The organism is Nitrospirillum karajorum (assembly GCF_036348415.1).
In the GTDB taxonomy this organism is placed as follows: domain Bacteria; phylum Pseudomonadota; class Alphaproteobacteria; order Azospirillales; family Azospirillaceae; genus Nitrospirillum; species Nitrospirillum amazonense_B.
This window is the reverse complement of the sequence record NZ_JAZBQB010000002.1, coordinates 907916-930340: the sequence shown is the minus strand read 5'-3', so window position 1 is coordinate 930340 and position 22425 is coordinate 907916. Positions and strand designations below refer to the sequence as shown.

Annotated in this window: 19 protein-coding genes; 11 read left to right on the top strand and 8 right to left on the bottom strand. The window is 67.0% G+C overall.

Annotated features, from left to right (window positions below):
- Positions 1 to 44 precede the first annotated feature (44 nt).
- From UCD39_RS11695 to UCD39_RS11670, 6 genes are all read right to left on the bottom strand, one after another.
- Positions 45 to 626, bottom strand: coding sequence for a hypothetical protein (locus tag UCD39_RS11695; RefSeq protein ID WP_330496197.1), 582 nt, complete (start codon positions 624 to 626; stop codon positions 45 to 47).
- Between the two features lies 1 nt (position 627).
- Positions 628 to 1215, bottom strand: a complete 588-nt coding sequence (locus UCD39_RS11690; RefSeq protein WP_330496196.1) for a hypothetical protein — start codon at positions 1213 to 1215, stop codon at positions 628 to 630.
- A gap of 118 nt (positions 1216 to 1333) precedes the next feature.
- Entirely contained in the window at positions 1334 to 2383 is a 1050-nt protein-coding gene (locus tag UCD39_RS11685) for a DUF3298 domain-containing protein (protein ID WP_330496195.1), read from the bottom strand.
- A 17-nt stretch (positions 2384 to 2400) separates the two neighbouring features.
- Positions 2401 to 2928 (bottom strand): GNAT family N-acetyltransferase, encoded by a 528-nt coding sequence (locus UCD39_RS11680; protein WP_330496194.1) that lies wholly within the window; start codon positions 2926 to 2928, stop codon positions 2401 to 2403.
- Positions 2925 to 4433, bottom strand: coding sequence for an alpha/beta hydrolase family protein (locus UCD39_RS11675; RefSeq protein ID WP_330496193.1), 1509 nt, complete (start codon positions 4431 to 4433; stop codon positions 2925 to 2927). Before UCD39_RS11675 ends, UCD39_RS11680 begins: the two co-directional genes overlap by 4 nt.
- A gap of 90 nt (positions 4434 to 4523) precedes the next feature.
- A complete protein-coding gene (locus UCD39_RS11670) occupies positions 4524 to 6614 on the bottom strand; it encodes a methyl-accepting chemotaxis protein (protein ID WP_330496192.1) in 2091 nt (696 codons plus the stop codon).
- A gap of 215 nt (positions 6615 to 6829) precedes the next feature.
- Between UCD39_RS11670 and UCD39_RS11665 the strand changes: the two genes are divergently transcribed.
- Positions 6830 to 7735: a LysR family transcriptional regulator gene (locus tag UCD39_RS11665; protein ID WP_330496191.1), complete on the top strand. Its 906-nt coding sequence runs from the start codon at positions 6830 to 6832 to the stop codon at positions 7733 to 7735.
- A gap of 61 nt (positions 7736 to 7796) precedes the next feature.
- Here UCD39_RS11665 and UCD39_RS11660 read toward each other — a convergent pair whose 3' ends face one another.
- Positions 7797 to 8525, bottom strand: a complete 729-nt coding sequence (locus UCD39_RS11660; protein WP_330496190.1) for a tetratricopeptide repeat protein — start codon at positions 8523 to 8525, stop codon at positions 7797 to 7799.
- A 199-nt stretch (positions 8526 to 8724) separates the two neighbouring features.
- On the opposite strand from UCD39_RS11660, the gene UCD39_RS11655 reads away from it, so the two are divergent.
- From UCD39_RS11655 to UCD39_RS11630, 6 genes are all read left to right on the top strand, one after another.
- Entirely contained in the window at positions 8725 to 9219 is a 495-nt protein-coding gene (locus UCD39_RS11655; protein ID WP_145731956.1) for a formate dehydrogenase subunit gamma, read from the top strand.
- On the top strand, positions 9216 to 10811 hold the full coding sequence (locus UCD39_RS11650) for a formate dehydrogenase beta subunit (RefSeq protein ID WP_330496189.1): 1596 nt from the start codon (positions 9216 to 9218) through the stop codon (positions 10809 to 10811). Before UCD39_RS11655 ends, UCD39_RS11650 begins: the two co-directional genes overlap by 4 nt.
- A gap of 14 nt (positions 10812 to 10825) precedes the next feature.
- A complete protein-coding gene (gene fdhF / locus UCD39_RS11645; RefSeq protein WP_330496188.1) occupies positions 10826 to 13687 on the top strand; it encodes a formate dehydrogenase subunit alpha in 2862 nt (953 codons plus the stop codon).
- Entirely contained in the window at positions 13684 to 14592 is a 909-nt protein-coding gene (gene fdhD / locus UCD39_RS11640) for a formate dehydrogenase accessory sulfurtransferase FdhD (RefSeq protein WP_330496187.1), read from the top strand. Before fdhF ends, fdhD begins: the two co-directional genes overlap by 4 nt.
- A complete protein-coding gene (locus UCD39_RS11635; protein ID WP_330496186.1) occupies positions 14582 to 14791 on the top strand; it encodes a formate dehydrogenase subunit delta in 210 nt (69 codons plus the stop codon). The genes fdhD and UCD39_RS11635 overlap by 11 nt, the downstream gene beginning before the upstream one ends.
- Positions 14792 to 14901: 110 nt before the next feature.
- Positions 14902 to 16545 carry an OFA family MFS transporter gene (locus UCD39_RS11630; protein ID WP_330496185.1) on the top strand — a complete coding sequence of 548 codons (1644 nt, stop codon included), beginning with the start codon at positions 14902 to 14904 and terminating at the stop codon, positions 16543 to 16545.
- Positions 16546 to 16735: 190 nt separating this feature from the next.
- Here the strand turns inward: UCD39_RS11630 and UCD39_RS11625 are convergent, their stop codons facing one another.
- Positions 16736 to 17518 carry a 3-hydroxybutyrate dehydrogenase gene (locus tag UCD39_RS11625; RefSeq protein WP_330496184.1) on the bottom strand — a complete coding sequence of 261 codons (783 nt, stop codon included), beginning with the start codon at positions 17516 to 17518 and terminating at the stop codon, positions 16736 to 16738.
- 491 nt (positions 17519 to 18009) lie between these two features.
- Here UCD39_RS11625 and UCD39_RS11620 point away from each other — a divergent pair, with 491 nt between their 5' ends.
- The 4 genes from UCD39_RS11620 (at position 18010) to UCD39_RS11605 (ending at position 22406) form a co-directional block, all read left to right on the top strand.
- On the top strand, positions 18010 to 18456 hold the full coding sequence (locus UCD39_RS11620; protein ID WP_330496183.1) for an EAL domain-containing protein: 447 nt from the start codon (positions 18010 to 18012) through the stop codon (positions 18454 to 18456).
- Positions 18453 to 19685, top strand: a complete 1233-nt coding sequence (locus UCD39_RS11615; protein ID WP_330496182.1) for an EAL domain-containing protein — start codon at positions 18453 to 18455, stop codon at positions 19683 to 19685. The genes UCD39_RS11620 and UCD39_RS11615 overlap by 4 nt, the downstream gene beginning before the upstream one ends.
- Before the next feature lie 80 nt (positions 19686 to 19765).
- Complete coding sequence (locus UCD39_RS11610) at positions 19766 to 21946, top strand: putative bifunctional diguanylate cyclase/phosphodiesterase (RefSeq protein WP_330496181.1); 2181 nt, start codon at positions 19766 to 19768, stop codon at positions 21944 to 21946.
- Positions 21947 to 22073: 127 nt separating this feature from the next.
- A complete protein-coding gene (locus tag UCD39_RS11605) occupies positions 22074 to 22406 on the top strand; it encodes an EthD family reductase (protein ID WP_330496180.1) in 333 nt (110 codons plus the stop codon).
- The last annotated feature ends 19 nt before the right edge of the window (positions 22407 to 22425 follow it).

Below are 22425 nucleotides of genomic sequence, written 5' to 3'. Positions count from 1 at the left end.
CTGGGTGGGCTGGTTCTGGGCGGTACGGCAGGCGGAGACGATGTTTAACAGCCGAAATCCACCAAATAGAAGTGGTCCTCCAGCACGGCGTTAACGGTGTAGTTATAGGGACAGGACAGTTCCGTATGATCGGCACGCGCCTTCCAGGCAGCGGAGTGTCGGGCGCGCGGCAATGCCACCTCGTCGCTTTCATCGTAGACGACACCAGTTCCCCTCAATGAGCGGCCAACCCAATTGATGGTCATCAGTCGCGGTTCGCCGGTCTGCGGCAGAAGCCAGGTCCGCACGTCATAATCCGCACGGCGCACAGCGAAGTGCAGGCGGTCACCCAGAACCCGGGGCGCGTGGACGGCAACCGAGGGCCACAGCATGGCGAACAGCGCCGCCAGGGGCAGGATGGCGTAGGACCACGCACGGCGCGGCCGACCACGGCGACGGTTGCGCAGGGTGAGGTTGATGGCGGCTAAGCTGAGAACCAACCAAGCGGCGAACAGCGCCAACCGGATCAGGATCAGCCATTCAGATTTCGTCACCAGCAGTGCTTCCCCGAACAGCAGGGTCAGCAGCGTTCCGGCGATGAACAGGGCTGGCCACCAGACCGGTCGGTCTATGGTTCCGGCGTTCATGTCAACACCCCACGCCCACGGCATAGAAATGCCCGCCCAGCGCCGTGCGCACGCGATAGCCATAGGGGCAGGTGAGGTCGGTGTGCTCGACGCGGGCTTTCCAGGAGGCGGATTGCCGCTCGGGCGGCAGGGTGACCTCATCGCTCTCGTCATAGACCAGGCTGGTCGAGGCGACGATGAAGCCGCCCCAGCCCCAGACCAACAGCTTGGGCTCGCCGGTGTCCGGCTGGGCGCGGACCTGGGCCAGGTAGGAGGGGCGTCCCTTGGCGAAGTGCAGACGGTCTCCCAGGGACTGCGCGCCGCCCATGACCAGGCCGGGTTGCACCACCGTCACCAGGAAGGCCATAGGCAGCAGCGCCAGGGATAGGGCGCGCCGAGGCCGTCCGTCACGGCGGGCCCGCACCGCCCGGCTTCCCGCCACCATCGCCACACCACACCAAAGGGCGAGGAGCGCCAGAAGCGCCAAGGCGTCGAACGGCGGTTCCCATTCCAGCGCCGTGTCGACCAGCACCAGGCCGGCGAAGAGGACGGCGGCGGCCGGGACGGGCCAAATAGCAGGACGGTCGGGGATGAGGGCGGCGATGGCCATGAGGCAACTCGGGTAGGGCGATGAGGTTGCCTTACCCTAGCCGTGACGCCTTACCACCGGGTCCGCATTTGCCCAGCAGGAACGGGCACTTATCGTGCAGGGTTTGTGCAGGCGGACGTCAGGGCGGGGTCTGCGGCGGGACCCGCGCCAGTTCCAGGATGGGCGTGTCCTTGACCAAATAGGGGCGCAGGTCATTCCACGGGATGGTCACGGCCGGTTCGCCGGCGGAATAGGGTGCCACCTCATAGGTTGCGAAGGCCACGCTCAGGCCGTCGCTGTCGAACCACCAATGGGTAGGCTGGGCCACCATTGGCTCCAGATCCGCCGCGGTGCCGGTGAACACTTTATTGTCTGGGCCAATGATCCCCTGTTCCACCAGCCCGTCGTAGCAGCGCTTGGCCAGGAAGGCCCGCCATGGCTTGGCCGGGACGAAGACGTGGTCCGCCGTCAACTCCTTGCCCTCCTGGGCCAGGAAAAAGCGATTGGCGCTGTCGCTCGTGCCATGGGCGGCGCCGTGGCCGTAATCCCAGGTGTCGATCTGGATTTCGGCCACATGGTCGGTGTAGGCGATCAGGCGGTAGGTGTTGACGATCTCCTCAGTCGGCTCCGCCAGGCGGCCCGGCTTGGCCGCTTGTGTTTCGATGGTGGGGAATTTGGCCAGGGTGCGGATATAGGCGTTCACCTGTTTGTCCTGCGGCCGCGTGCCTGCCACCTGATCCATGGTGAATTCCATCGTGCCGGTATCGTCGGCCCCGTCGGTTCCGGCCTCGGTGGCGACGTCGAAGCGCTGCACCTGATAGACGGTCGCGGTGCCCACAGTGCGTAGCGACTGGGGCAGGCTGCCCAGTCGCTCTTTGTACTTGTCACCCAGGCAGCTCGAAACGCCGCCCGGGGGCGCGCCTTTCACTGGTTTGCAATATCGGTGGACGTAAACCAGCCAGTTGCGCTGGTTCTGTACCAGTTCTGGCCTGATGTCGGCCGGGGCCGCCGCCAAGGTCTGGCGATAGACGGCGGCCAGCTTTTCGTCCGCCGCCGACAGGGACAGGTCGGCGCAGATCGCCTTTTCCACCGTCGTTTCCGCTTTGGCGCAGTCGAAACTGGCGGCGTTGGCTTGGTCGCTGAGAAGAAGCAGGCCGGCGGCGCAAACAAGGGCACGGGAAAAGCGCACTGGAAAACGTCCTTCGCTTAAGGGTCGGTCGGCAAGTGAAGTAAGTCGCCAACCCTTCGCCACAACACCTCTCGTGTCGCCGGATCCACGGTTATGGCCTGCCGCTCCACTGTCGCGCGCAAGGTTGGTCCGATGCGCTCCGCCGACATGGGCGTGTAACCGTGGCGGCGGAACCAGGGACCATTCCAAGGTGGGGCCTTGAAGGTCGTCAGTGTCAGCGCCCCCAACCCCAAGGCCCGCGCGTCGGCCAGGGCCTGGCCCAGCAGGGCGGCCCCGATGCCCTGGCCGGCGGCTTCGGGCGCCACCGAAATATTGGCGATGTAAAGCTGATCGTCTTGCGGCTGCAGCAGGATGAAGCCGACGGTTCGTCCCGCATGGTCGGCCACCCACACCGTGCCGGTCGCCAGCCGTTCCAGCGCGATGGGCGGACGGTCGGCGATGAAGGCCAGCGCCGGCCAATCGCGGTAGCGGCCGCGCGCCGCCTTTTCCAGCGCTTGCAGGGCGGGCATCTCATCGGCTTGGGGCGCGTGCAGCGTCACGCTCACGGTTCAGGGTGCCCGCTGTGCGCCGCCACCCAGTCGGTGATCAGGTCCAGGGCCATGGGGGCGATGGTCTGGGGGATGCGGGCGTATTCGGTGGGGGCGCCGGTGTCGGCGGTCTGGAACATGTGGTTCAGGCCGGGCACCTCACGGACTTCGGCCTGGGGGTCGCTGGCCAAGGCGGCGCGCAGGGCGGGCAGGTTCTCCGCCGCTGACACCTGCAGGTCCTTGGACCCGACCAGGGCCAGGACCGGCAGGCGCAGGGTGCGCAGGGTGGGGGCGGGGTCATAGGTCAGGAACCAGCGGTACCACGGCTTGGTGACCGCCTCGATCAATGCCTCGGAGGTGGCGACGTGGTTGTCGCCGCCGATGATGCCGCCCTGCAGCAGGATGCGCAGGCGGGCGCGGGCACGCTCCGCGTCCGTTTCCTGCTTAACGATGGCGTATTCGCGGCGGTCCATGTCCACCAGGCGCTCCGCCCCGCTGGGGCCGACGCCGGTGGCGCCGGCGATCAGGCGCTTCTGGGTCAGCAGGATGTGTTCCCCATCCACGCCCGGCCCCGCCATCAGCACCAGCCAGGCGATGGCCGGGTCGCGGTCGGCCACCATGGGGGCGATCAGGCCGCCCTCGCTGTGGCCGATCAGGCCGATGCGCGCCGGGTCGATGTCGGCGCGGGTGCGGAGATAGGCGACACCAGCGGCGGCGTCGGTGGCGAAGTCGGGCGTGGTGGCGGCATCGAAATCGCCGGTGGAGCGGCCCACGCCCCGGTCGTCCACCCGCAGCACGGCGATACCGCGCCGGGCCAGCGCGTCGGCCAGCACCAGGAAAGGTTTGTGCCCATCTATGGTCTCGTCCCGGTCCTGCGGTCCCGACCCGGTGATCAGCAGGGCCGCCGGAAAGGGCCCCTTGCCCAGGGGCAGGGTGAGCGTGCCGGCCAGCCGTACCCCGGGGGCGCGGGGGTTGTCGTACGCGACGTCGACCGCGCGATAGGGGAAGGGCGGGCGGGGTGTCTGTGGCCGCGCCTGCTCCGCCCATAACTGCGCCGTGGTCACCCGGGCCAGGGTCAGGGGCCGCGCCTGTCCCGCCTGGGTCCAGGTGCCGCGCAGGCTCTGCCCGTCCGCCGTCAGGGCGCCGGTGTAGCCGCCCAGGATGCTGGGAATGGTGAAGCTCACCTGGTCGCCGTCGCTGGTCACGCTGGGGATGGGCACGCCGGTGACTTGCTGGTCGACGCTGTCCAGCGTCGCCGACAGGGAGGTGGAGCCCTGGCCCACGCCCTGGCCGGCGGCGGCCACATGGAACACCAGGCGCAACCGGGTCGCCCCGGTGTCCAGCGTGCCCTGCCAATCCCCGGTGAGGAGCGCCGGGGGCGTCGGCCTGCCGGTTTGGGGGAGGGTGGGGCCGTCCGGGTGGGCCTGCGGGGTCCCGACCCAGAGGGCGCCAACGCCCACGGCCATCCACAGCGCCATCATCTGGAACACCGCCCGCCGCCGCACTCTTGCCAGCTCCTTCATCCATCCGGCATCCAAGCGTGGCGTCGGCGGCGGCATCTGTCCAGGGGGCAAGAGGTCAAGGCGCGCCCCTCTGGTCCAAGGCGGCCGGCGTCAGGCCTGGAGCCGGAACTGCTCGATCCGGGTCTGGGTATCGCCCACCAAAGTGGCGATTCCGGTGGATAGCGAGGCGGATCGCTGCGCCAGCGATTTGACCTCCCCCGCCACGACGGCGAAGCCCTTGCCAGCGTCACCCGCCCGGGCGGCCTCGATGGTCGCGTTCAGCGCCAGCAGGTTGGTTTGGCCTGACACGCCGGAGATGGACTGCGCGATCTGGCTGATCTGCGTCAGGACATTTTCCATCATGGCCTCGGTTTCCTGGGCGGCCCGGCGGCGGGAGGTGACGTCCGTGGCGTACATGACGGTGCGCCGCAACCGGCCGGTCACATCCCGCAGGGGCTGCACCGTGGTGGTGAGGTGGATGTCGCCGCCGCCGACCGTCAGGGTTATATCCGGGCTTACCGCCGCGCCGGCCTGCAGGCGCTGACGTTCATCGCTGGAAAAAATAGTATCGTAGCGCAGATAGTCGGCCGCCTGCCCCATGTCAGCGACGCCCAGCAGCGCCAGCGCCCGGGCATTGAGGTGCGCCAGGCGCTTGTCCCCGTCCCATTCGATGACGACGGTCGATTGCTCGATAGCATCGATCCGGCTACTGGATTCTAGTGCCTGTAGCTTGGTGGCATTGATGTTGGCCTGGACGGAGACGAAGCGCTCCAGCATGCCGGTCTTGGACAGGATGGGATTGATGGACAGGGAGATCCAATGCGGCTCTCCCGCCTTGGTATAGTTCAGGATCTCCTCATAGAACGGCTCGCGGCGGGTCAGCTTCTCCCGGATGCGGGCCACCGTCGCCGGGTCGGTGTGCGGGCCTTGCAGAACATGGCCCGGCTTCTTGCCCTTCACCTCGTCCAGGGTGTAGCCGCTCATGCGGGTGAAGCCGGGGTTGACGTACTCGATCAGCCCATCGGCGCCGGTGATCAGCACGCTGTTGTCGGTGCCGTCGGCAACCAGCGACAGGATGTTGAACTGTTCCTGCTTACGGATCTCGTTAGTGATGTCGGTCGCGTACTTCACCACCTTCAGCGGCTTCCCGGTCAGGTCCAGGATGGGGTTGTAGCTGGCCTCGATCCAGACCTCGCGGCCGCCCTTGCCGATGCGCTTGAACCGACCGAATTGATATTCGCCCTTGGCCAGCTGCGCCCAGAATTCCCGGTAATCGGCGCTTTTGCGGTATTCCGGTTCAACGAACAGCTCATGCCGCTTCCCTTTGATGTCGGCCAGGGTATAGCCCATGACCGTCAGGAAATTGTCGTTGGCGTCCAGGATGGTGCTATCCAGCGCGAACTCGATGACAGCCATGGCCTTGCCGATGGCCCGCACCTGGCCCTCGCTGTCGGCGGCGCGCAGCGTGCGTTCTGTCACATCGGTCGCGTACTTGACCACCTTCACCGGCTTGCCGCTGGGATCCAGGATGGGGTTGTAACTGGCCTCGATCCAGACTTCACGCCCGTCTTTGCCCAGGCGCTTGAACTGCCCGGCCTGATAGGTGCCCCTGGCCAGCTCCTCCCAGAAGCTCTTGTACGCGGGACTGTCGCGGTAGGCGGCATCGACGAACAGGCTGTGATGCCGTCCCTGGATGTCGGCCAGAGTATAGCCCATGACCGCCAGGAAATTGTCGTTGGCGTCCAGGATGGTGCCGTCCAGGGCGAATTCGATGACCGCCTGAGATTTATGGATGGCGGCGATCTGACCGGCCAAGTCGATGGCTTTCCGCTTCTCATCGGTGATGTCGGCGGCGATCTTCAGCACCTTCACCACCCGGCCGCCCAGGCCGCGGATCGGGTTGTAGGTCGCCTGGAACCAGACCTCGCGGCCATCCTTGCCCATCCGCTTGAACTCGGCCTGCTTGAACATCCCTTGTGCCAGGTCGCGCCAGAACGTCCGATAGGCGGCGCCATCCCGCTCCTGCGCGTCCACGAACAGGCTGTGATGCCGGCCGCGGATGTCGGCCAGGCTGTAGCCGGTGGCCCGCAGGAAATTTTGATTGGCCGTCAGGATTTTTCCATCCAACCCAAACTCGATCATGGCCTGCGACTGGTCCAGGGCCTTCAGCACGGGATCGGTGATGAACGGAAGCCAAGGCATAATGAACGCTCCTGAAGTCGTCTGGTGATGACGGGGAAGCCAAGTATTGGACTTGGGTCCCGGCCACCATGACCACATTGTGCTTAATGAATTGTTTGGCCTGACCCTCAGTATAGTGTTCTGGTGTTGCGGGCCCGCTTCCGTGAATCAGCGGTGGCGCCGGCCGGCGTCGCCCCCTACCATCGGCCGCTGGCGGAAAGGCGACAGGCAGGCCCATGATCGACAAGTTGGAATTCTTCATCGCGCTGGCCCGGGAACAGCATTTCGGCCGCGCGGCGGAGGCCTGCGGCGTTACGCAGCCGACCCTGTCGGCGGGCCTGAAGCAGCTGGAAGATCAATTGGGCGTGCTGCTGGTTAACCGTGGCGCCCGCTATCTGGGCCTGACGCAGGAGGGGGAGCGGGTGCTGGACTGGGCCCGCCGCATCGTGGGCGATGCTCGCGCCATGCGGCAGGAGGTGCGGACCTTGCGCCATGGCCTCAGCGGGCATCTGCGCATCGCCGTCATCCCCACCGCCTTGGCCATGGTACCCATCCTGACCACGCCCTACCGGGAGCGGCATCCGGGCGTGCGCTTCACCGTGCTGTCGCGCACCTCGGTGGAGATTCTGCACCTGCTGGAAGGGCTGCAGATCGACGCCGGCCTGACCTATCTGGATAATGAGCCGCTTGGCCGGGTGCGCACAGTCCCGTTGTACCGGGAGCAGTACCGCCTGCTGATCTCCCGCGATGGTCCGCTGGGGGATCGCGCCCAGGTCAGCTGGGCGGAGGTGGGGGAGATACCCCTGTGCCTGCTGACGCCGGACATGCAGAACCGGCGCATCATCGACCGGCTGCTGGCCATCGCCGGCGTGACCTCGGCCCCCACCCTGGAATCCAATTCCATGATCGTGCTGTTCTCGCACGTGCGCACCGGCAAATGGGCCAGCGTGATGCCGGAGGTGCTGACGACCGCGTTCAGCTTTCCAGAGGAAATCCGGGCCATCCCCATCGTCGAGCCGGCCGCCGTGCATGACATCGGCCTGGTGGTGCCTTACCGCGACCCCATGACCCCCCTGACCGCCGCCCTGGTGGCGGAGGCGAAGAAGGTGTCGCGCACCTTTGGCGAACCGATGGCGCCATAAGCGAACACCCCCGGTAGCGGGGGCCACCGGGGGTGTTCTCATCCCATAGGATGAGGCGGGCTCAGTTCGACGCCACCAGCTTCTGCCGCACATCGGCCAGCAGGGCGCGGGCCTCGGCCCGGCGGCCGGCGTCCCAAACCGGCTGGGTCACCGACACCGGCGCCTCAAGGGCGTGGGCCAGCACCTTGGCCGACCGCTCGTACTCGCCCTGCTGCGACAGGAACTCGCCGTAGAAGTAGTTGGATTCCAGCCCGTTGGGGCTGATGGCGATGCCGCGCTCCAGGTACTTGCGCGCCTTGCTGTCGCTGCCGAAGCCGATGGGGAAGCCCGGCATCAGATAGTAAAGCGAGCCCAGGTTCACGGCGGCGGCGCCGTCCAGGGCGGTGGGGTCGATCTTGTCGGCCTGCTCGAACAGGTCGCGCGCCTTGCGCACCAGCTCCAGCGAGCCGGCGTTCTGCTCATAGCCGGCGATGCTGCCCAGGATCAGGCCGCTGGCGATCATCGGCTCCGCCCGGCCCGGATACCGGGTCTGCAGGTCGGTGGCGCGGACCAGCAGGTCCCGCATCTTCTGCGCCTGCGCCTTGTCGTCCTGCATCTGGTACTTGATGACCGACCAGTCGCGCAGCAACTGCGTCACGTCCTGCGCCACGGCCGGGTTGGCGGGAAGGCTGGCCGATGCCGCCGCCGTCACCGCCGCCGGGCTGTCGACCGAGGCGGCCCGCACCGCGATCGGCGCGGTCAACATCAGGCTCAGCACTGTCGAAGTCGCAATGAAAATACGCGCACGCATGATCCACGTCCCAAAAGACGGGCGTCCTAACTCGGGCGTCCTAAAGGGTTGCAAAGGGGGCCGCGGAGCTGTCGGTGACAGCCGGGCGGCACGATAGAAGTTTTCTATCGCAACATGGAACGGCTTCCTTGATTACGTTCCGGCAATAGCCAACTTCTTACGACAGGGAGAATGCCGGATAAGTGAGGCCACGGCTGTGATGTCTGCCACAACAACGACCCCTTGGGACCCTGAGAAAGCTGCGGAAGTCATTGCCGCACACCAAGATCTAGAAGGGCCTGCTTTGCCAATACTGCATGCCTTGCAGGAAACCTTCGGCCACGTACCACAACAAGCGGTACCCCTGTTGGCGGAGGCGCTGAACCTCTCCCGCGCGGATGTCCATGGAATCGTGAGCTTTTATCATGATTTCCGCGATGCGCCGGCCGGCCGGCATGTCATGAAGCTCTGCCGGGCGGAGGCGTGCCAGTCCATGGGGGGCCATGCATTGGCGGAAAGGCTGCTGCACCGACTGGGGCTGGATTGGGGCGGCACGACGGGTGACGGACAATTAACCATTGAGCCCGTCTATTGTCTGGGCCTGTGCGCCTGTGCCCCGGCGGCGCTGATCGACGGCCGCCCGCTGGGCCGTCTGGACCAGGAGCGGCTGGATGCCGCCGTGAACGAGGCCCGCAACGATTGGTCACGCCCATGAACGCCGTTCCCCCCATACCCGCCGCTTCCACTCCCTCTGGCATCCGCATCTTCGTCCCCCGCGACGTCGCGGCCCTGGCGGTCGGCGCCGATGAGGTCGCCGGCGCCATCACGGCCCAAGCCGCCGCATTAGGCGCCGCCGTCACCATCGTGCGCACCGGATCGCGCGGCCTGTTCTGGCTGGAACCGATGGTCGAGGTGGAAACGGCCGAGGGTCGTATCGCCTATGGCCCGGTTCAGGCCCGTGATGTCCCCGCGCTGTTCGCCGCCGGCTGGTTGGCCGGGGGAAGCCACCCGCTGCGCATCGCCCGCCCCGAGGACCATCCCTTCCTGGTGCGCCAGACGCGCCTAACCTTCGCCCGCTGCGGCATCGTTGATCCCCTATCGGTGGACGATTACAAGGCCGCCGGCGGCTATCGCGGTCTGGCCAAGGCCATCGAGATCGGCGGCGCGGCGACGGTGGAGGCGGTGACCAAATCCGGCCTGCGCGGTCGCGGCGGCGCCGGTTTCCCCACCGGCATCAAGTGGAAGACGGTGCGCGATGCCGTCTCTGACCAGAAGTACATCGTCTGCAACGCTGATGAGGGCGACAGCGGCACCTTCGCCGACCGCATGATCCTGGAAGGCGACCCCTTCTGCCTGATCGAGGGCATGACCATCGCCGGCTTGGCGGTCGGCGCCACGCGAGGCTACATCTATTCCCGTTCCGAATATCCGCACGCCAACGCCACCATGCGGGCGGCGCTGGACATCGCGCGGGCGGCCGGGCTGCTGGGCCGCAACATCCTGGGCTCTGACCTGGAGTTCCACCTGGAACTGCGGGTGGGCGCCGGCGCCTATGTCTGTGGCGAGGAGACGGCGCTGCTGGAAAGCCTGGAGGGCAAGCGCGGCGTGGTGCGGGCCAAGCCGCCCCTGCCGGCGCTGAAGGGCCTGTTCGGCCGTCCCACCGTGGTCAACAACCTGCTGTCGCTGGCGACCATCCCCGTCATCCTGGATTTGGGCGCGCAGTATTACGCCGACTTCGGCATGGGCCGCTCGCGCGGCACCATGCCCATCCAACTGGCTGGCAATGTCCTGCATGGCGGCCTGTTCGAGACGGCCTTTGGCATGACCCTGGGTGAGATCGTGATGGAGGTGGGCGGCGGCACCGCCAGCCGCCGGCCGGTGCGGGCGGTGCAGGCCGGCGGACCCCTGGGCGCCTATCTGCCGCCCAGCCAGTTCGACACGCCCTATGACTATGAGGCCTTCGCCGCGCGAGACGCGCTCATCGGCCATGGCGGCCTGGTGGTGTTCGACGACACGGTGGACATGGCCCATATGGCCCGCTTCGCCATGGAGTTCTGCGCCGAGGAATCCTGCGGCAAGTGCACGCCCTGCCGCATCGGTTCCACGCGCGGGGCGGAGGTGGTGGACCGTATTCTGGCCGGCCGGGACGTGGCGGCCAACATCGAGCTGCTGGAAGACTTGTGCAACACCATGAAGTTCGGATCGCTGTGCGCCCTGGGGGGCTTCACCCCCTATCCGGTGCTGAGCGCCATCCGCCATTTCCCCGAAGATTTCCACCGCGGGCGCCTGCCCGCCGCGGCTGAATGAAGGAGAGTCCGGCCATGGGCTTGGTTCCTGAGATCGACTACGGCACCCCGCATCCCCGGGGCCTCAAGGGCGACACCGACGCCAAGATGGTCACCCTGACCATCGACGGCGAGACGGTGACGGTGGCGGAGGGCACCTCCATCATGCGCGCCGCCATGGACAGCGGCGTCACCATCCCCAAGCTGTGCGCCACCGACATGCTGGACGCCTTCGGCTCCTGCCGGCTGTGCCTGGTGGAAATCCAGGGCCGGCCCGGCACGCCGGCCTCCTGCACCACGCCGGTGGCCCCGGGCATGGTGGTGTCGACCCAGACCGAACGGCTGAAGCGCCTGCGCAAGGGGGTGATGGAGCTTTACATCTCCGACCATCCGCTGGACTGCCTGACCTGCGCCGCCAACGGCGACTGCGAGCTACAGGACATGGCCGGCGCCGTGGGCCTGCGCGAGGTCCGCTATGGCATGGAGGGGGCCAACCACCTGGGCCAGGCCAAGGACACATCCAACCCCTATTTCACCTTCGACCCGTCGAAGTGCATCGTCTGCTCCCGCTGCGTGCGGGCTTGCCAGGAGGTGCAGGGCACCTTCGCGCTGACCATCCAGGACCGGGGCTTCGCCAGCAAGGTTTCGGCCGGCATGGATGAGGACTTCATGGACAGCGAGTGCGTCAGCTGTGGCGCCTGCGTCCAGGCCTGCCCCACCGCCACGCTGATGGAAAAGTCGGTCATCGAGATCGGCCAGCCGGAGCATTCCGTCGTCACCACCTGCGCCTACTGCGGTGTGGGCTGCACCTTCAAGGCGGAGATGCGCGGGACCGAGCTGGTGCGCATGGTCCCTTATAAGAATGGCGAGGCCAACCGGGGCCATTCCTGCGTGAAGGGCCGCTTCGCCTGGGGCTATGCCACCCACCGCGAACGCATCCTGAAGCCCATGATCCGGGCCAAGATCACCGACCCGTGGCGCGAGGTGTCGTGGGAGGAGGCGATCAGCCATACCGCCAGCGAATTCAAGCGCATCCAGGCCAAGTACGGCCGCGGCTCTGTCGGCGGCATCACCTCCTCGCGCTGCACCAACGAGGAAACCTACCTGGTGCAGAAGCTGGTGCGCGCCGGTTTCGGCAACAACAACGTCGACACCTGCGCTCGCGTCTGCCACTCCCCCACCGGCTATGGCCTAGGCACGGCCTACGGCACCTCCGCCGGGACCCAGGACTTCGACAGCGTCGAGGATACCGACGTCGTCATGGTCATCGGCGCCAACCCCACCGATGGCCACCCGGTGTTCGGCTCCCGCCTGAAGAAGCGGCTGCGCGAGGGCGCCAAGCTCATCGTCGTGGACCCGCGCCGCATCGACATCGTCAGGACGGCGCATGTCGAGGCGGCCCACCACCTGCCGCTGCTGCCCGGCACCAACGTCGCCGTGGTTACGGCCATGGCCCATGTCATCGTCACCGAGGGTCTGGTGAACGAGGCCTTCGTGCGCGAGCGCTGCGATTGGGACGAGTTCCAGGACTGGGCGGCCTTCGTCGCCGAGGAGCGGAATAGCCCCGAGGCCATCGCCGAGTATACCGGCGTGCCGGCGGCGGAGCTGCGGGCGGCCGCCCGCCTCTATGCCACCGGCGGCAACGCCGCCATCTACTACGGCCTGGGCGTGACGGAACACAGCCAGGGCTCCACCACCGTCATGGCCATTGCCAACCTGGCCATGGCCACCGGCAATCTGGGCCGGCGTGGCGTGGGCGTGAATCCGCTGCGCGGCCAGAACAACGTCCAGGGCAGCTGCGACATGGGGTCTTTCCCTCATGAGCTGCCAGGCTATCGCCATGTCCATGACGACGCCACCCGCGCCATATTCGAGGACATGTGGGGCGTGACCCTGGAGAGGGAGCCGGGCCTGCGCATCCCCAACATGCTGGACGCGGCGGTCGAGGGCACCTTCAAAGGCCTGTACGTCCAGGGCGAGGACATCGTGCAGTCCGACCCCGACACGCACCATGTCACTCATGGCCTTGAATCCATGGAATGCGTGGTGGTGCAGGACCTGTTCCTGAACGAGACGGCGAACTACGCCCACGTCTTCCTGCCGGGTTCCACCTTCCTGGAAAAGGACGGCACCTTCACCAACGCGGAACGGCGCATCAACCGTGTGCGCCGGGTCATGCCGCCGCGCAACGGCTACGCCGACTGGGAGATCACCCAGTTGCTGTCCAACGCCCTGGGCTATCCCATGACCTACGGCCACCCGGCGGAGATCATGGCGGAGATCGCGGCCACCACGCCGGGCTTCCGCAACGTGACGTACCAAATGCTGGATGAACGCGGCTCCGTCCAGTGGCCCTGCAATGACGAGGCGCCGGACGGCACCCCCATCATGCACATCAACGGCTTCGCCCGCGGCAAGGGCAAATTCGTCCTGACGGAATACATCCCCACGGATGAACGCACGGGCGCCCGCTTCCCCCTGCTGCTGACCACCGGCCGCATCCTCAGCCAGTACAATGTCGGCGCCCAGACCCGGCGGACCGCCAACAGCGAATGGCATAAGGAGGACAGGCTGGAGATCCACCCGCATGACGCGGAGAACCGTGGCGTGCGCGACGGCGACTGGGTAAAGCTGCAAAGCCGGGCGGGCGAGACCACCCTGCGCGCCCTGATCACCGACCGGGTGTCGCCCGGTGTGGTCTACACCACCTTCCACCACCCCATGACCCAGGCCAACGTGATCACCACCGACTATTCCGACTGGGCCACCAACTGCCCCGAATACAAGGTGACGGCGGTGCAGGTCAGCCCTAGCAACGGCCCGTCCGACTGGCAGGAGAGGTACAAGACCCACAGCGACCTCAGTCGCCGCATCGTCGGCACGGATGCCGCCGAATGACGGACCGCGTGACGCCGCTTCCTCAATCCCCGCCGCCCGGGGCCTTGCCTGATGCCAGCCGCCCGGCGACCCGTGTCGCCTGGCGGGATGGCATCCCGGTGGAGGGGGGGCGCGTGGTGGCGGAGGAAACGGCGGTCGCCATCAGCTATGACAGCGCCGCTTACGCCGTGCTGATGGCGACACCGCGCGACCTGGAGGACTTCGCCCTGGGGTTCAGCGTGACCGAGGGTATCATCGCCAGCCGCGATGACATCGCGGACTTGGATCTGGTCGTGGTGCCTGAGGGCGTGAACGTCCGCCTGTGGCTGGCCAAGACGCCGGGGGACGCGCTGGAGCGCCGCCGCCGCCGCTTGGCCGGACCCATGGGCTGTGGCCTGTGCGGTCTGGAAAGCCTAGCGGAGGCGACACGGGCCCTGCCGGTGGTGCCGCCAGGCTTCACCGTCGATGCTGATCAGGTCGCCGCCGCGCGCGATGACCTGGCCAACCACCAGCCGCTATTCGAGGAAACGCGCGCCGTTCATGCCGCCGGCTTCTGGCTGGCGGGGCGGGCTGGACAGCCGGGCCGCATAGTGGCGGTGCGTGAGGACGTGGGCCGCCACAACGCGCTGGACAAGCTGGCCGGCGCCCTGATCCGGGGCGGGGTGGACGCCACCGCCGGCATGGTTGTGATGAGCAGCCGGGTGTCCGTGGAACTGGTGCAGAAGGCCGCGGCCATGGGCGTGCCCGTGCTGGTGGCCGTCTCCGCCCCCTCCGCCCTCGCCATCCGCACGGCGGAGGCCGCGGGCATCACCCTGGTGGCGGTGGCGCGGCGCGACGGGTTCGAGGTGTTCACCCATCCCGGCCGGATCGTACCGGCCAGGAATGATGACAGCGTTCAGCAAGGGAAAGCACGGCATGTCGCCTGACAAGCTGGTCTACATGGCCAACCAAATCGGCAAGTTCTTCACCAGCCAGCCGGGCGACCAGGCCGCCGCCGGCATCGCCAACCACATCACCAAGTTCTGGGAGCCGCGCATGCGTCAGGCGATCCAGACCCATGTCGCCCAAGGTGGCGCCGGACTGGACCCCGATGTGCTGAAGGCGGTGAAAGTTTACCTAAGGTAAATTAACCGGAAATCGTGTAATACCCGCCACGGCAGGTGGCGGTTGGCGCTCCGCAAGGGCGGCCGTCTTTTTTGTCGGCTGAACAAAGCGGGTAACGCCCAATGGATACGGTGACCTTGGTCCCCCCGACAGGGGGGGCTTCCGGCTCGATTCTGGATCGGGACCGGATCGTCGCGAAGGCGGGATTCAATCGGTGGCTGGTGCCGCCGGCGGCGCTCGCCGTGCATTTGTGTATCGGCATGGCCTATGGCTTCAGCGTGTTCTGGCTGCCGTTGTCCAAGGCGTTGACGGGCACGGGTGAGGCGGCGTGCAAGGATATTTCCCTGCTGGCGGCCTTGACCACCACCACCTGCAACTGGCGGGTGGCCGATATCCAGATTATGTACACCCTGTTCTTCGTCGTCCTGGGCTCGGCGGCCGCGCTGTGGGGCGGTTGGCTGGAACGGGCCGGCCCGCGGCGCGCGGGCGTCGTCGCCACCTTCTGCTGGTGCGGTGGCATGGTGGTCTCGGCGGTGGGCATCCTGATCCACCAGCTCTGGCTGGTGTGGCTGGGCGGTATCGTCGGGGGCGTGGGTCTGGGCTTGGGCTATATTTCGCCCGTTTCCACCCTCATCAAATGGTTTCCCGATCGGCGCGGCATGGCCACGGGCATGGCCATCATGGGTTTCGGCGGCGGTGCCATGATCGGCTCGCCCCTGGCCAACATCCTGATCAATCACTTCAAGGGCCCGCAGGGGCCGGGCGTGTGGCAGACCTTCCTGGTCATGGCCGCGATCTACTTCGTCTTCATGCTGGCCGGCTCCTTCGGCTACCGTATTCCGCCGGCGGGTTGGCTGCCTGATGGCTGGACACCGCCCGCGGCGGCGCGGCGGGCCATGATCACCCACCGCCACGTCCACTTGGGCGACGCGCACAAGACGCCGCAGTTCTGGCTGATCTGGGCCGTGTTGTGCCTGAACGTCAGTGCCGGCATCGGTGTCATCGGCATGGCCTCGCCCATGTTGCAGGAAATCTTCGCGGGTACCCTCATAGGCCATCCCGGACTGGGCTTCGACCAATTGGACCCCAGCCAAAAAACGGCCATCGCCACCATCGGCGCTGCCTTCGCCGGCCTGATCTCCCTGTTCAACATCGGCGGCCGCTTCTTCTGGGCCTCCCTGTCGGACAGGATGGGGCGCAAGGTGACCTACTGTGTCTTCTTCGTCCTGGGCCTGCTGCTGTACGCGGCGGCCCCCAGCCTGGCCCGCGCCGGCAGCGTCGCCCTGTTCGTGCTGGCCGTCGGCGTCATCCTGTCCATGTACGGCGGCGGCTTCGCCACGGTGCCGGCCTATCTGGCGGATATCTTCGGCACCCAGTTCGTCGGCGCCATCCATGGCCGGCTGCTGACGGCCTGGTCGGTGGCGGGCATCGCCGGACCGTCGGTCGTGGGCTACATCCGTGAGGCGGAATTGGCGCTGAAGGTGCCGAAGGATCACGTCTACGACGTCACCTTCTATGTCCTGGCCGTGTTCCTGGTGCTGGGGCTGCTGTGCAACCTGGCCATCAAGCAGTTGGCGGCAAAGTGGTTCATGAGCGACACCGACGTCGCCGCCTTGCAGGCGAAGACCGCCAGTGCCACGGCGGTCGGCGGTTCCTTCGGTATTGGCCGGGGGGGCGTGGACGGCCCGGCCATCCTGGCCTGGCTGGCGGTGGGCCTGCCCATTCTATGGGTCGTGTGGACCACCCTGCAGAAGGCGGCGCCGCTGTTCAATTGAACGCGGTCTAACGACAAGGGGCGCGCCTGACATTCAGGCGCGCCCCAAATCGTTCTTAAACTTCTTCCCTTTTCCTAGGACGCGACGGCGTCCACCGGAGCTTTCCGGGGAGCGTTAGCGGACTGGAAAGCGAGGACGGCAAGGGCCCGCAAGGGCAAAGCAAACTTCCGCCCGCAGGGCATCCTAAAAACTACTGCGCCGTCCAACCGCCATCCATGGGCAGCGGCACGCCCGTCATCTGGGCGGCGGCGTCGGTGCAGAGGAAGGCGGCCAGTTCGCCCAATTCTTCCGGCGTCGTGAACTTCTTGGACGGTTGCTTTTCCGACAGCAGCTTCAGCTCGGCGTCCTTTTCGCTGATGCCGTCCTTGGCCGCCATGTCCTTGATCTGCTTTTCCACCAGCGGGGTCAGCACCCAGCCGGGGCAGATGGCGTTGGCGGTGATGTTGATCTCCGCCGTTTCCAAGGCGGCCACCTTGGTCAGGCCGACCACGCCGTGCTTGGCTGCGACATAGGCGGACTTGAACGGGCTTGCCACCAAGCCATGGGCGGACGCGATGTTGATCAACCGGCCCCAGCCCTGCTTCTTCATGTGGGGCAGGGCATAGTGCATGCCCCAGAACACGCCGGACAGATTGATGGCGATGATCGCGTTCCACTTTTCCTCGGGGAAGTCCTCGATGGCCGCCGTGTACTGGATGCCGGCGTTGCTCACCAGGATGTCGATGGACCCGAAGGACTCCACCGTGGTGTCGATCATTTCCTTGATGGCGGACGGCTTGGAGATGTCGGCCGCGTTGTAAAGGGCGCGGATGCCGAACTCGCTTTCCAGGCCGCTGCGGATCTTTTCGATCTCCGCCGCGTCGCCGAAGCCGTTCAGCATGATGTTGGCGCCTTTCGAGGCCAGGACGCGGGCGATGCCCAGGCCGATCCCACTGGTGGAACCGGTGACGACGGCGGATTTACCCTTCAGCATGACTACCCCTATATGTTGAGGACGTGCGTGTGAATATCGTTACCGTTGGCATCACGCGGCCGGTGGCGATGGCCGCCCCATACCCCTGATGGCGCCTTTGATATAAGGCCATGTGTGCGCCGCCGAAAGCCCCGCCCATGGCCTAAACCGTTGTCATAGGCCGATTGCCATCTGAATCGACAAACTGCGGCGGCCGGATACCTCGTGCCGCCGGGCCCAGCCGGGGGCTGACGCGCACGAACGATTGCCTGGTCATCACATAACTGTCACCGTCTACGGATATTACTGATGGACACACTCTTTATTGCGGCCTGAAGGTCCGATCCCTCCTTGATCTTGATGCCTGAAGAGAGTCAGGCCGGCATTCCCCGGCAGGGCAAACAGGGACAGCCGGCGTCGGCGCCTGTGGCGGCCCCTGCCGTCACCCCACCCGCGCCGGCAGGGGGCCCGGCGGCAGGCAGCCCTATGCTGCCCCCCGCTGGCGCGACGTTGTGGCGCACCTGGGATTCGCCTTCCAGCCCATCGTCCAGGTGCGAACGGGCCGCGTCCATGGGCATGAGGCCCTGCTGCGCGGGGTGGAGGCGGCGGGATTTTCCAGTGTGGCGGCTCTGTTCCAGGCGGCGGTGGACGACGGCGTGCTGCCGCTGTTGGAAGCGCATGTCCAGGCCTTGGCCGTGGCGGCGTTCCTGGCCGCTGGCGGGACGGCCGACGTCCGCCTGTTCCTCAACATCCATCCCCAGGCCCAGGGCCAGGTTCCCCCGCCGCCGCAGGCCGACCAACTGCATCTGGTGTATGAGGCGACGGGTGCCGGCCTGATCACCACCCGCGCCGGCCGTGATGGTGGTGACCGGCGGGGGCGGGTCGACATCGCCTTCGACCGTTTCGGCGTGGGGGTGGCCGACTTTCAGCGCCTGCTGGCCAGCCCCCCAGCTATGTGAAGATAGACCGCGCCTTCATCAGCGGCGTGGATGGCGACCAGGCCAAGCGCGCGCTGCTGGGCCAACTGGTGGGCAGTGCCCATGCCCTGGGCCTGGCCACCATCGCCGTGGGCGTTGAAACCTCGCGTGAGTTTTACGTCTGCCGCGATCTGGGGTGTGACCATGTGCAGGGCTTCCTGCTGGGCCGGCCGGCCGCCGGCCCCCTGGCCGAAGCCAGCGAGATCGCCGAGTCCCTGAGCCGCAACGATCGGCGCCGTCCGGCGCCGGCGCGACAACGCCTGTTCGAGCTGATCGAGCGCATCGCCCCCCTGCCGCTTGAGGCGCCCAAGGCCAAGCTGCTGGAGTATTTCGGCAACCTGGCCGCGCCACCGGTGGTGCCGGTGGTGGACCGGGCCGGCGTGCCGCGCGGACTCATCCGTGAACGCCACCTCAAGCCCTTCGTCTATTCCCGGTACGGGACCGAGATCCTGCGCAACCGGTCTTTCGGCAACACGCTGAAGGACTTCGTCATCCCCTGTCCGGTGTGCGACATCGGCACCCCCTTGGAGCGTGTGATCGAGCTGTTCGCCGAGGCGGCGGACAGCGACGGCGTCATCATCGTGGAGGGCGGGGAATATGTCGGCTTCCTCAGCAGCCAGTCGCTGGTGCGCCTGCTGCATGAGCACCGCCTGGCCACGGCGGTGGACCAGAACCCCCTGACCCGGCTGCCCGGCAACAACGCCATCACCGCCCAGGTGGAGACGCTGGTGGCGGATGCTGAGCGCGACCACGTGCTGATCTACCTGGATTTCGATAACTTCAAGCCATTTAATGATTATTTCGGCTTCCGCCAGGGGGACCGGGCCATCCTGATGTTCAGCGAGCAGCTGAAGGTCCAGGCCGCCGCCCTGGGCGGGTTCGCCGGCCATATCGGCGGGGACGACTTCTTCCTGTCGTGCAGCGGTCTGACCCCGGATCGGGTGCGCGAAAGGCTGGTCGCCTTCCTGAACCGCTTCCGTTCCGACGCCGAAAGCCTTTACGACGTCGAGACGCGGGAACGCGGCTGGTTTGAAGCCAAGGACCGCGAGGGGCGGCTGCGCCGCTATCCCCTGTTGCGGGTCAGCGCGGTGATGGTGCCGCTATTGGCCGGCGCGGCCCGGCCGGGGCTGGAAACACTTGTGGAACTGATCGCCGTCCATAAGACTGCGGCTAAGGCGGCGCCTGACAACCTGTTCCTGGTGGCGGGATGACGGATGCCGTCGTCCGTCGACGGTCCCGGAAGGTCGGGGGGCGTCGGCCTGAACATAAGAGATTTGGGGCGCTATTCTCCTTGGCCAAGTTCTCTTTCCACCAGGCGGCTGGTGATCCAGCCGGCCCGATCACGTCCGGTTCCGGCGCGTCCAGCGCGGGCATGGGCGGTGCGGCGGCGAGCGGCATCGAAGCCCATGGCGATTCGCCGTCCGACGGGATGCCGGGAATCGACGGCGGCCCCCGCGTCGCGGGCTCCCGCTTCCATTGGTCGTTCTGGTCCTCCTTGTCCTTCAAGGAGGGGGTGCGCGGAGCAATCGCCGCCTTGCTGATCGGCTTCGCCTTTTCCGCGGTGGAGATCGGCTGGGCCGCCAGCCGGGAGCGTGAGAAGGTCCTCACCATCGTCGATGACATCGCCGCCCAGGTGGAGGGCAGTGCCGCCATCGCCGCCTGGAACCTGGATGCCCAGTTGGCCAACCAGGTCATCATGGACAACCTGAAGCTCCATGCCGTGTCGGGCGTGGAGATCCTGCTCAAGGACAATGAGCGCTTGGCGGGCGTGCGGCGCAAGCCGGCGCAGGACGGCTGGCTGACGGGGCCGCTGTCACGCCTGGTGTTCGGCGACCTCTCCACCATCCGCCGCCCGCTGCGCCAGCCCAACAGCCCCAACGGCGAGATCATCGGCGAACTGCGGCTGGACCTGGATCCGGTGGTGCTGGCCCGTGACCTGCTGATCCTGGCCGGCACCGGCCTGCTCAGCGGCGTGCTGCGCAACCTGTTGCTGGGGTTGGCGCTGGTGGCCGTGCTGCATCGCTATGTCACCCGGCCGCTGTTCAGCCTGGGCCGCTCCATCGCCCGTATCGACCCCGACCGGCCCCTGGAAACGGCGATGCCCCTGCCGTCGGGCCATGAGCGGGATGAACTGGGCTACATCGCCGCCCGCACCAATGAGTTGCTGGCCCGCCTGGCCTCCAGCCAGGAGGCGCAGCGGCGCATGGCCACGCGCGACTTGCTGACCGGCCTGCCCAACCGGGTGCTGCTGACCGAGGAATTGGGCCGCTCCCTGCCCAAGGCGGAGCGCGCGGGCTACAACGTCGCCGTCTTCCACCTGGATCTGGACCGCTTCAAGACCGTCAACGAAAGCTATGGCCTGGATGTGGGGGACCGCGTCCTGCGCGAGGTCGGCGACCGGTTGACCAGCGTCCTGCGCGCCGGCGACAGCGTGGCCCGCCTGGGCGCCGATGAGTTCGCCGTGGTCGCCGAGGATATCGCCCAGCCGGAGATGGCGGCCCGCCTGGCCGAGCGCATCCTGGAAACCCTGGCGGTCCCCTATGCCGTCGATGGCCATTCCGTATCGCTGACCGCCAGCGTCGGCGTGGCGCTCTACCCTGGCGATGGCCGCGACCCGGAGCCGCTGCTGCGCGGCGCCGATGTCGCCATGTGCACCGCGAAGGCGGCGGGTGGCGGGCGATACCGCTTTTTCGCCCGCGAGATGATGGACAGGGCGGTGGCCCGCCTGCACAACGAAACCGCGTTGCGCCGTGCCATCGAGGAAAGCCAGTTCGTCCTCTATTACCAACCGAAGCTGGAGACGCTGACCCGCAAGCTCAGCGGGGTGGAGGCGCTGCTGCGCTGGCAGAAGGCCGACCGCCTGGTCATGCCGGGCGATTTCATTCCGCTTGCGGAAGAAACCGGCCTGATCGTGCCCATCGGCGCCTGGGTGTTGCGCACCGCGTGCGCGCAGGCGGCGCGCTGGCTGGCCATGGGTCATTCCGTTCCCGTATCGGTCAACGTCTCCGCCCGTCAGTTGCAGGAGGCGGGCCTGGTGGATCTGGTGGCCGATTGCCTGGCCCAATCCAACCTGCCGCCGGAACTGCTGAACATCGAGATCACCGAGACCAGCATGATGCGTGACCTGGACCACAGCGAGGCGCTGCTGGAACGGCTGCGCTGCCTGGGCGTGGGGATCAGCGTTGACGATTTCGGCACCGGCTATTCCTCCCTGGCCTATTTGCGGCGCCTGCCGGTGACCGCGCTGAAGCTGGACCGATCCTTCGTCAACGATATCCCCGCCGAAACCGCCATCGCCACGGCGGTTCTGAACCTGTCACGCAGCTTTGGCCTCAAGACCGTGGCGGAAGGTGTTGAAACGGAAGATCAATGGCATTGGCTGGGCCAGCAGGGCTGTGACGAGGTCCAGGGCTTCCTCTTCGCCCGTCCCATGCCCGTCGACCTGCTGGAGCGCGACTTCCTGAAGGGATGACGCCGCATCCCCTACAACCATAGGACAATACGCGGGGGCGCCGGCCCGGGGGTACAACAAGGCTGCCGCCGGCCGTCCTTGGGGCTCGCCGGCACCAAGTTCCCAACAGCCTGAACAGGACGACGCCATGATCAAAGTCAGCGTGCTGTACGCCAACGAGCCCGGCGCCCGCTTCGACCACGATTACTACCGCGACCGGCACATGCCGCTGGTCCAGGAAAAGCTGGGCGCCGCCTGCCTGTTCTACACGGTGGACAAAGGCGTGTCGGGCCTGCCGTCTACCGAGCCGCCGGCCTATGTCGCCATGTGCCACATCTTCGCCGAATCCGCGGACAGCTTCTGGGCCGCGTTCGGGCCGGTGGCGGAGGAGATCGTGGCCGACATCGCCAATTACACCACCCTGTCGCCGACCATCCAGGTCAGCGAGGTGGTGGTGGGGGCGGGGCCCGGCCGGGGCTGACCGCCCGGCCATCCTCCCC

What these genes read in the sequence shown, in the direction of transcription:
- UCD39_RS11695 (WP_330496197.1), bottom strand. Translation starts at nt 626, where the DNA reads ATGAACGCCGGAACCATAGACCGACCGGTCTGGTGGCCAGCCCTGTTC.
- UCD39_RS11625 (WP_330496184.1), bottom strand. Translation starts at nt 17,518, where the DNA reads ATGCTGAAGGGTAAATCCGCCGTCGTCACCGGTTCCACCAGTGGGATC.
- UCD39_RS11655 (WP_145731956.1), top strand. Translation starts at nt 8,725, where the DNA reads ATGTCTGCCACAACAACGACCCCTTGGGACCCTGAGAAAGCTGCGGAA.
- UCD39_RS11665 (WP_330496191.1), top strand. Translation starts at nt 6,830, where the DNA reads ATGATCGACAAGTTGGAATTCTTCATCGCGCTGGCCCGGGAACAGCAT.
- UCD39_RS11670 (WP_330496192.1), bottom strand. Translation starts at nt 6,614, where the DNA reads ATGCCTTGGCTTCCGTTCATCACCGATCCCGTGCTGAAGGCCCTGGAC.
- UCD39_RS11675 (WP_330496193.1), bottom strand. Translation starts at nt 4,433, where the DNA reads ATGAAGGAGCTGGCAAGAGTGCGGCGGCGGGCGGTGTTCCAGATGATG.
- fdhD (WP_330496187.1), top strand. Translation starts at nt 13,684, where the DNA reads ATGACGGACCGCGTGACGCCGCTTCCTCAATCCCCGCCGCCCGGGGCC.
- UCD39_RS11690 (WP_330496196.1), bottom strand. Translation starts at nt 1,215, where the DNA reads ATGGCCATCGCCGCCCTCATCCCCGACCGTCCTGCTATTTGGCCCGTC.
- UCD39_RS11660 (WP_330496190.1), bottom strand. Translation starts at nt 8,525, where the DNA reads ATGCGTGCGCGTATTTTCATTGCGACTTCGACAGTGCTGAGCCTGATG.
- UCD39_RS11650 (WP_330496189.1), top strand. Translation starts at nt 9,216, where the DNA reads ATGAACGCCGTTCCCCCCATACCCGCCGCTTCCACTCCCTCTGGCATC.
- UCD39_RS11635 (WP_330496186.1), top strand. Translation starts at nt 14,582, where the DNA reads ATGTCGCCTGACAAGCTGGTCTACATGGCCAACCAAATCGGCAAGTTC.
- fdhF (WP_330496188.1), top strand. Translation starts at nt 10,826, where the DNA reads ATGGGCTTGGTTCCTGAGATCGACTACGGCACCCCGCATCCCCGGGGC.
- UCD39_RS11605 (WP_330496180.1), top strand. Translation starts at nt 22,074, where the DNA reads ATGATCAAAGTCAGCGTGCTGTACGCCAACGAGCCCGGCGCCCGCTTC.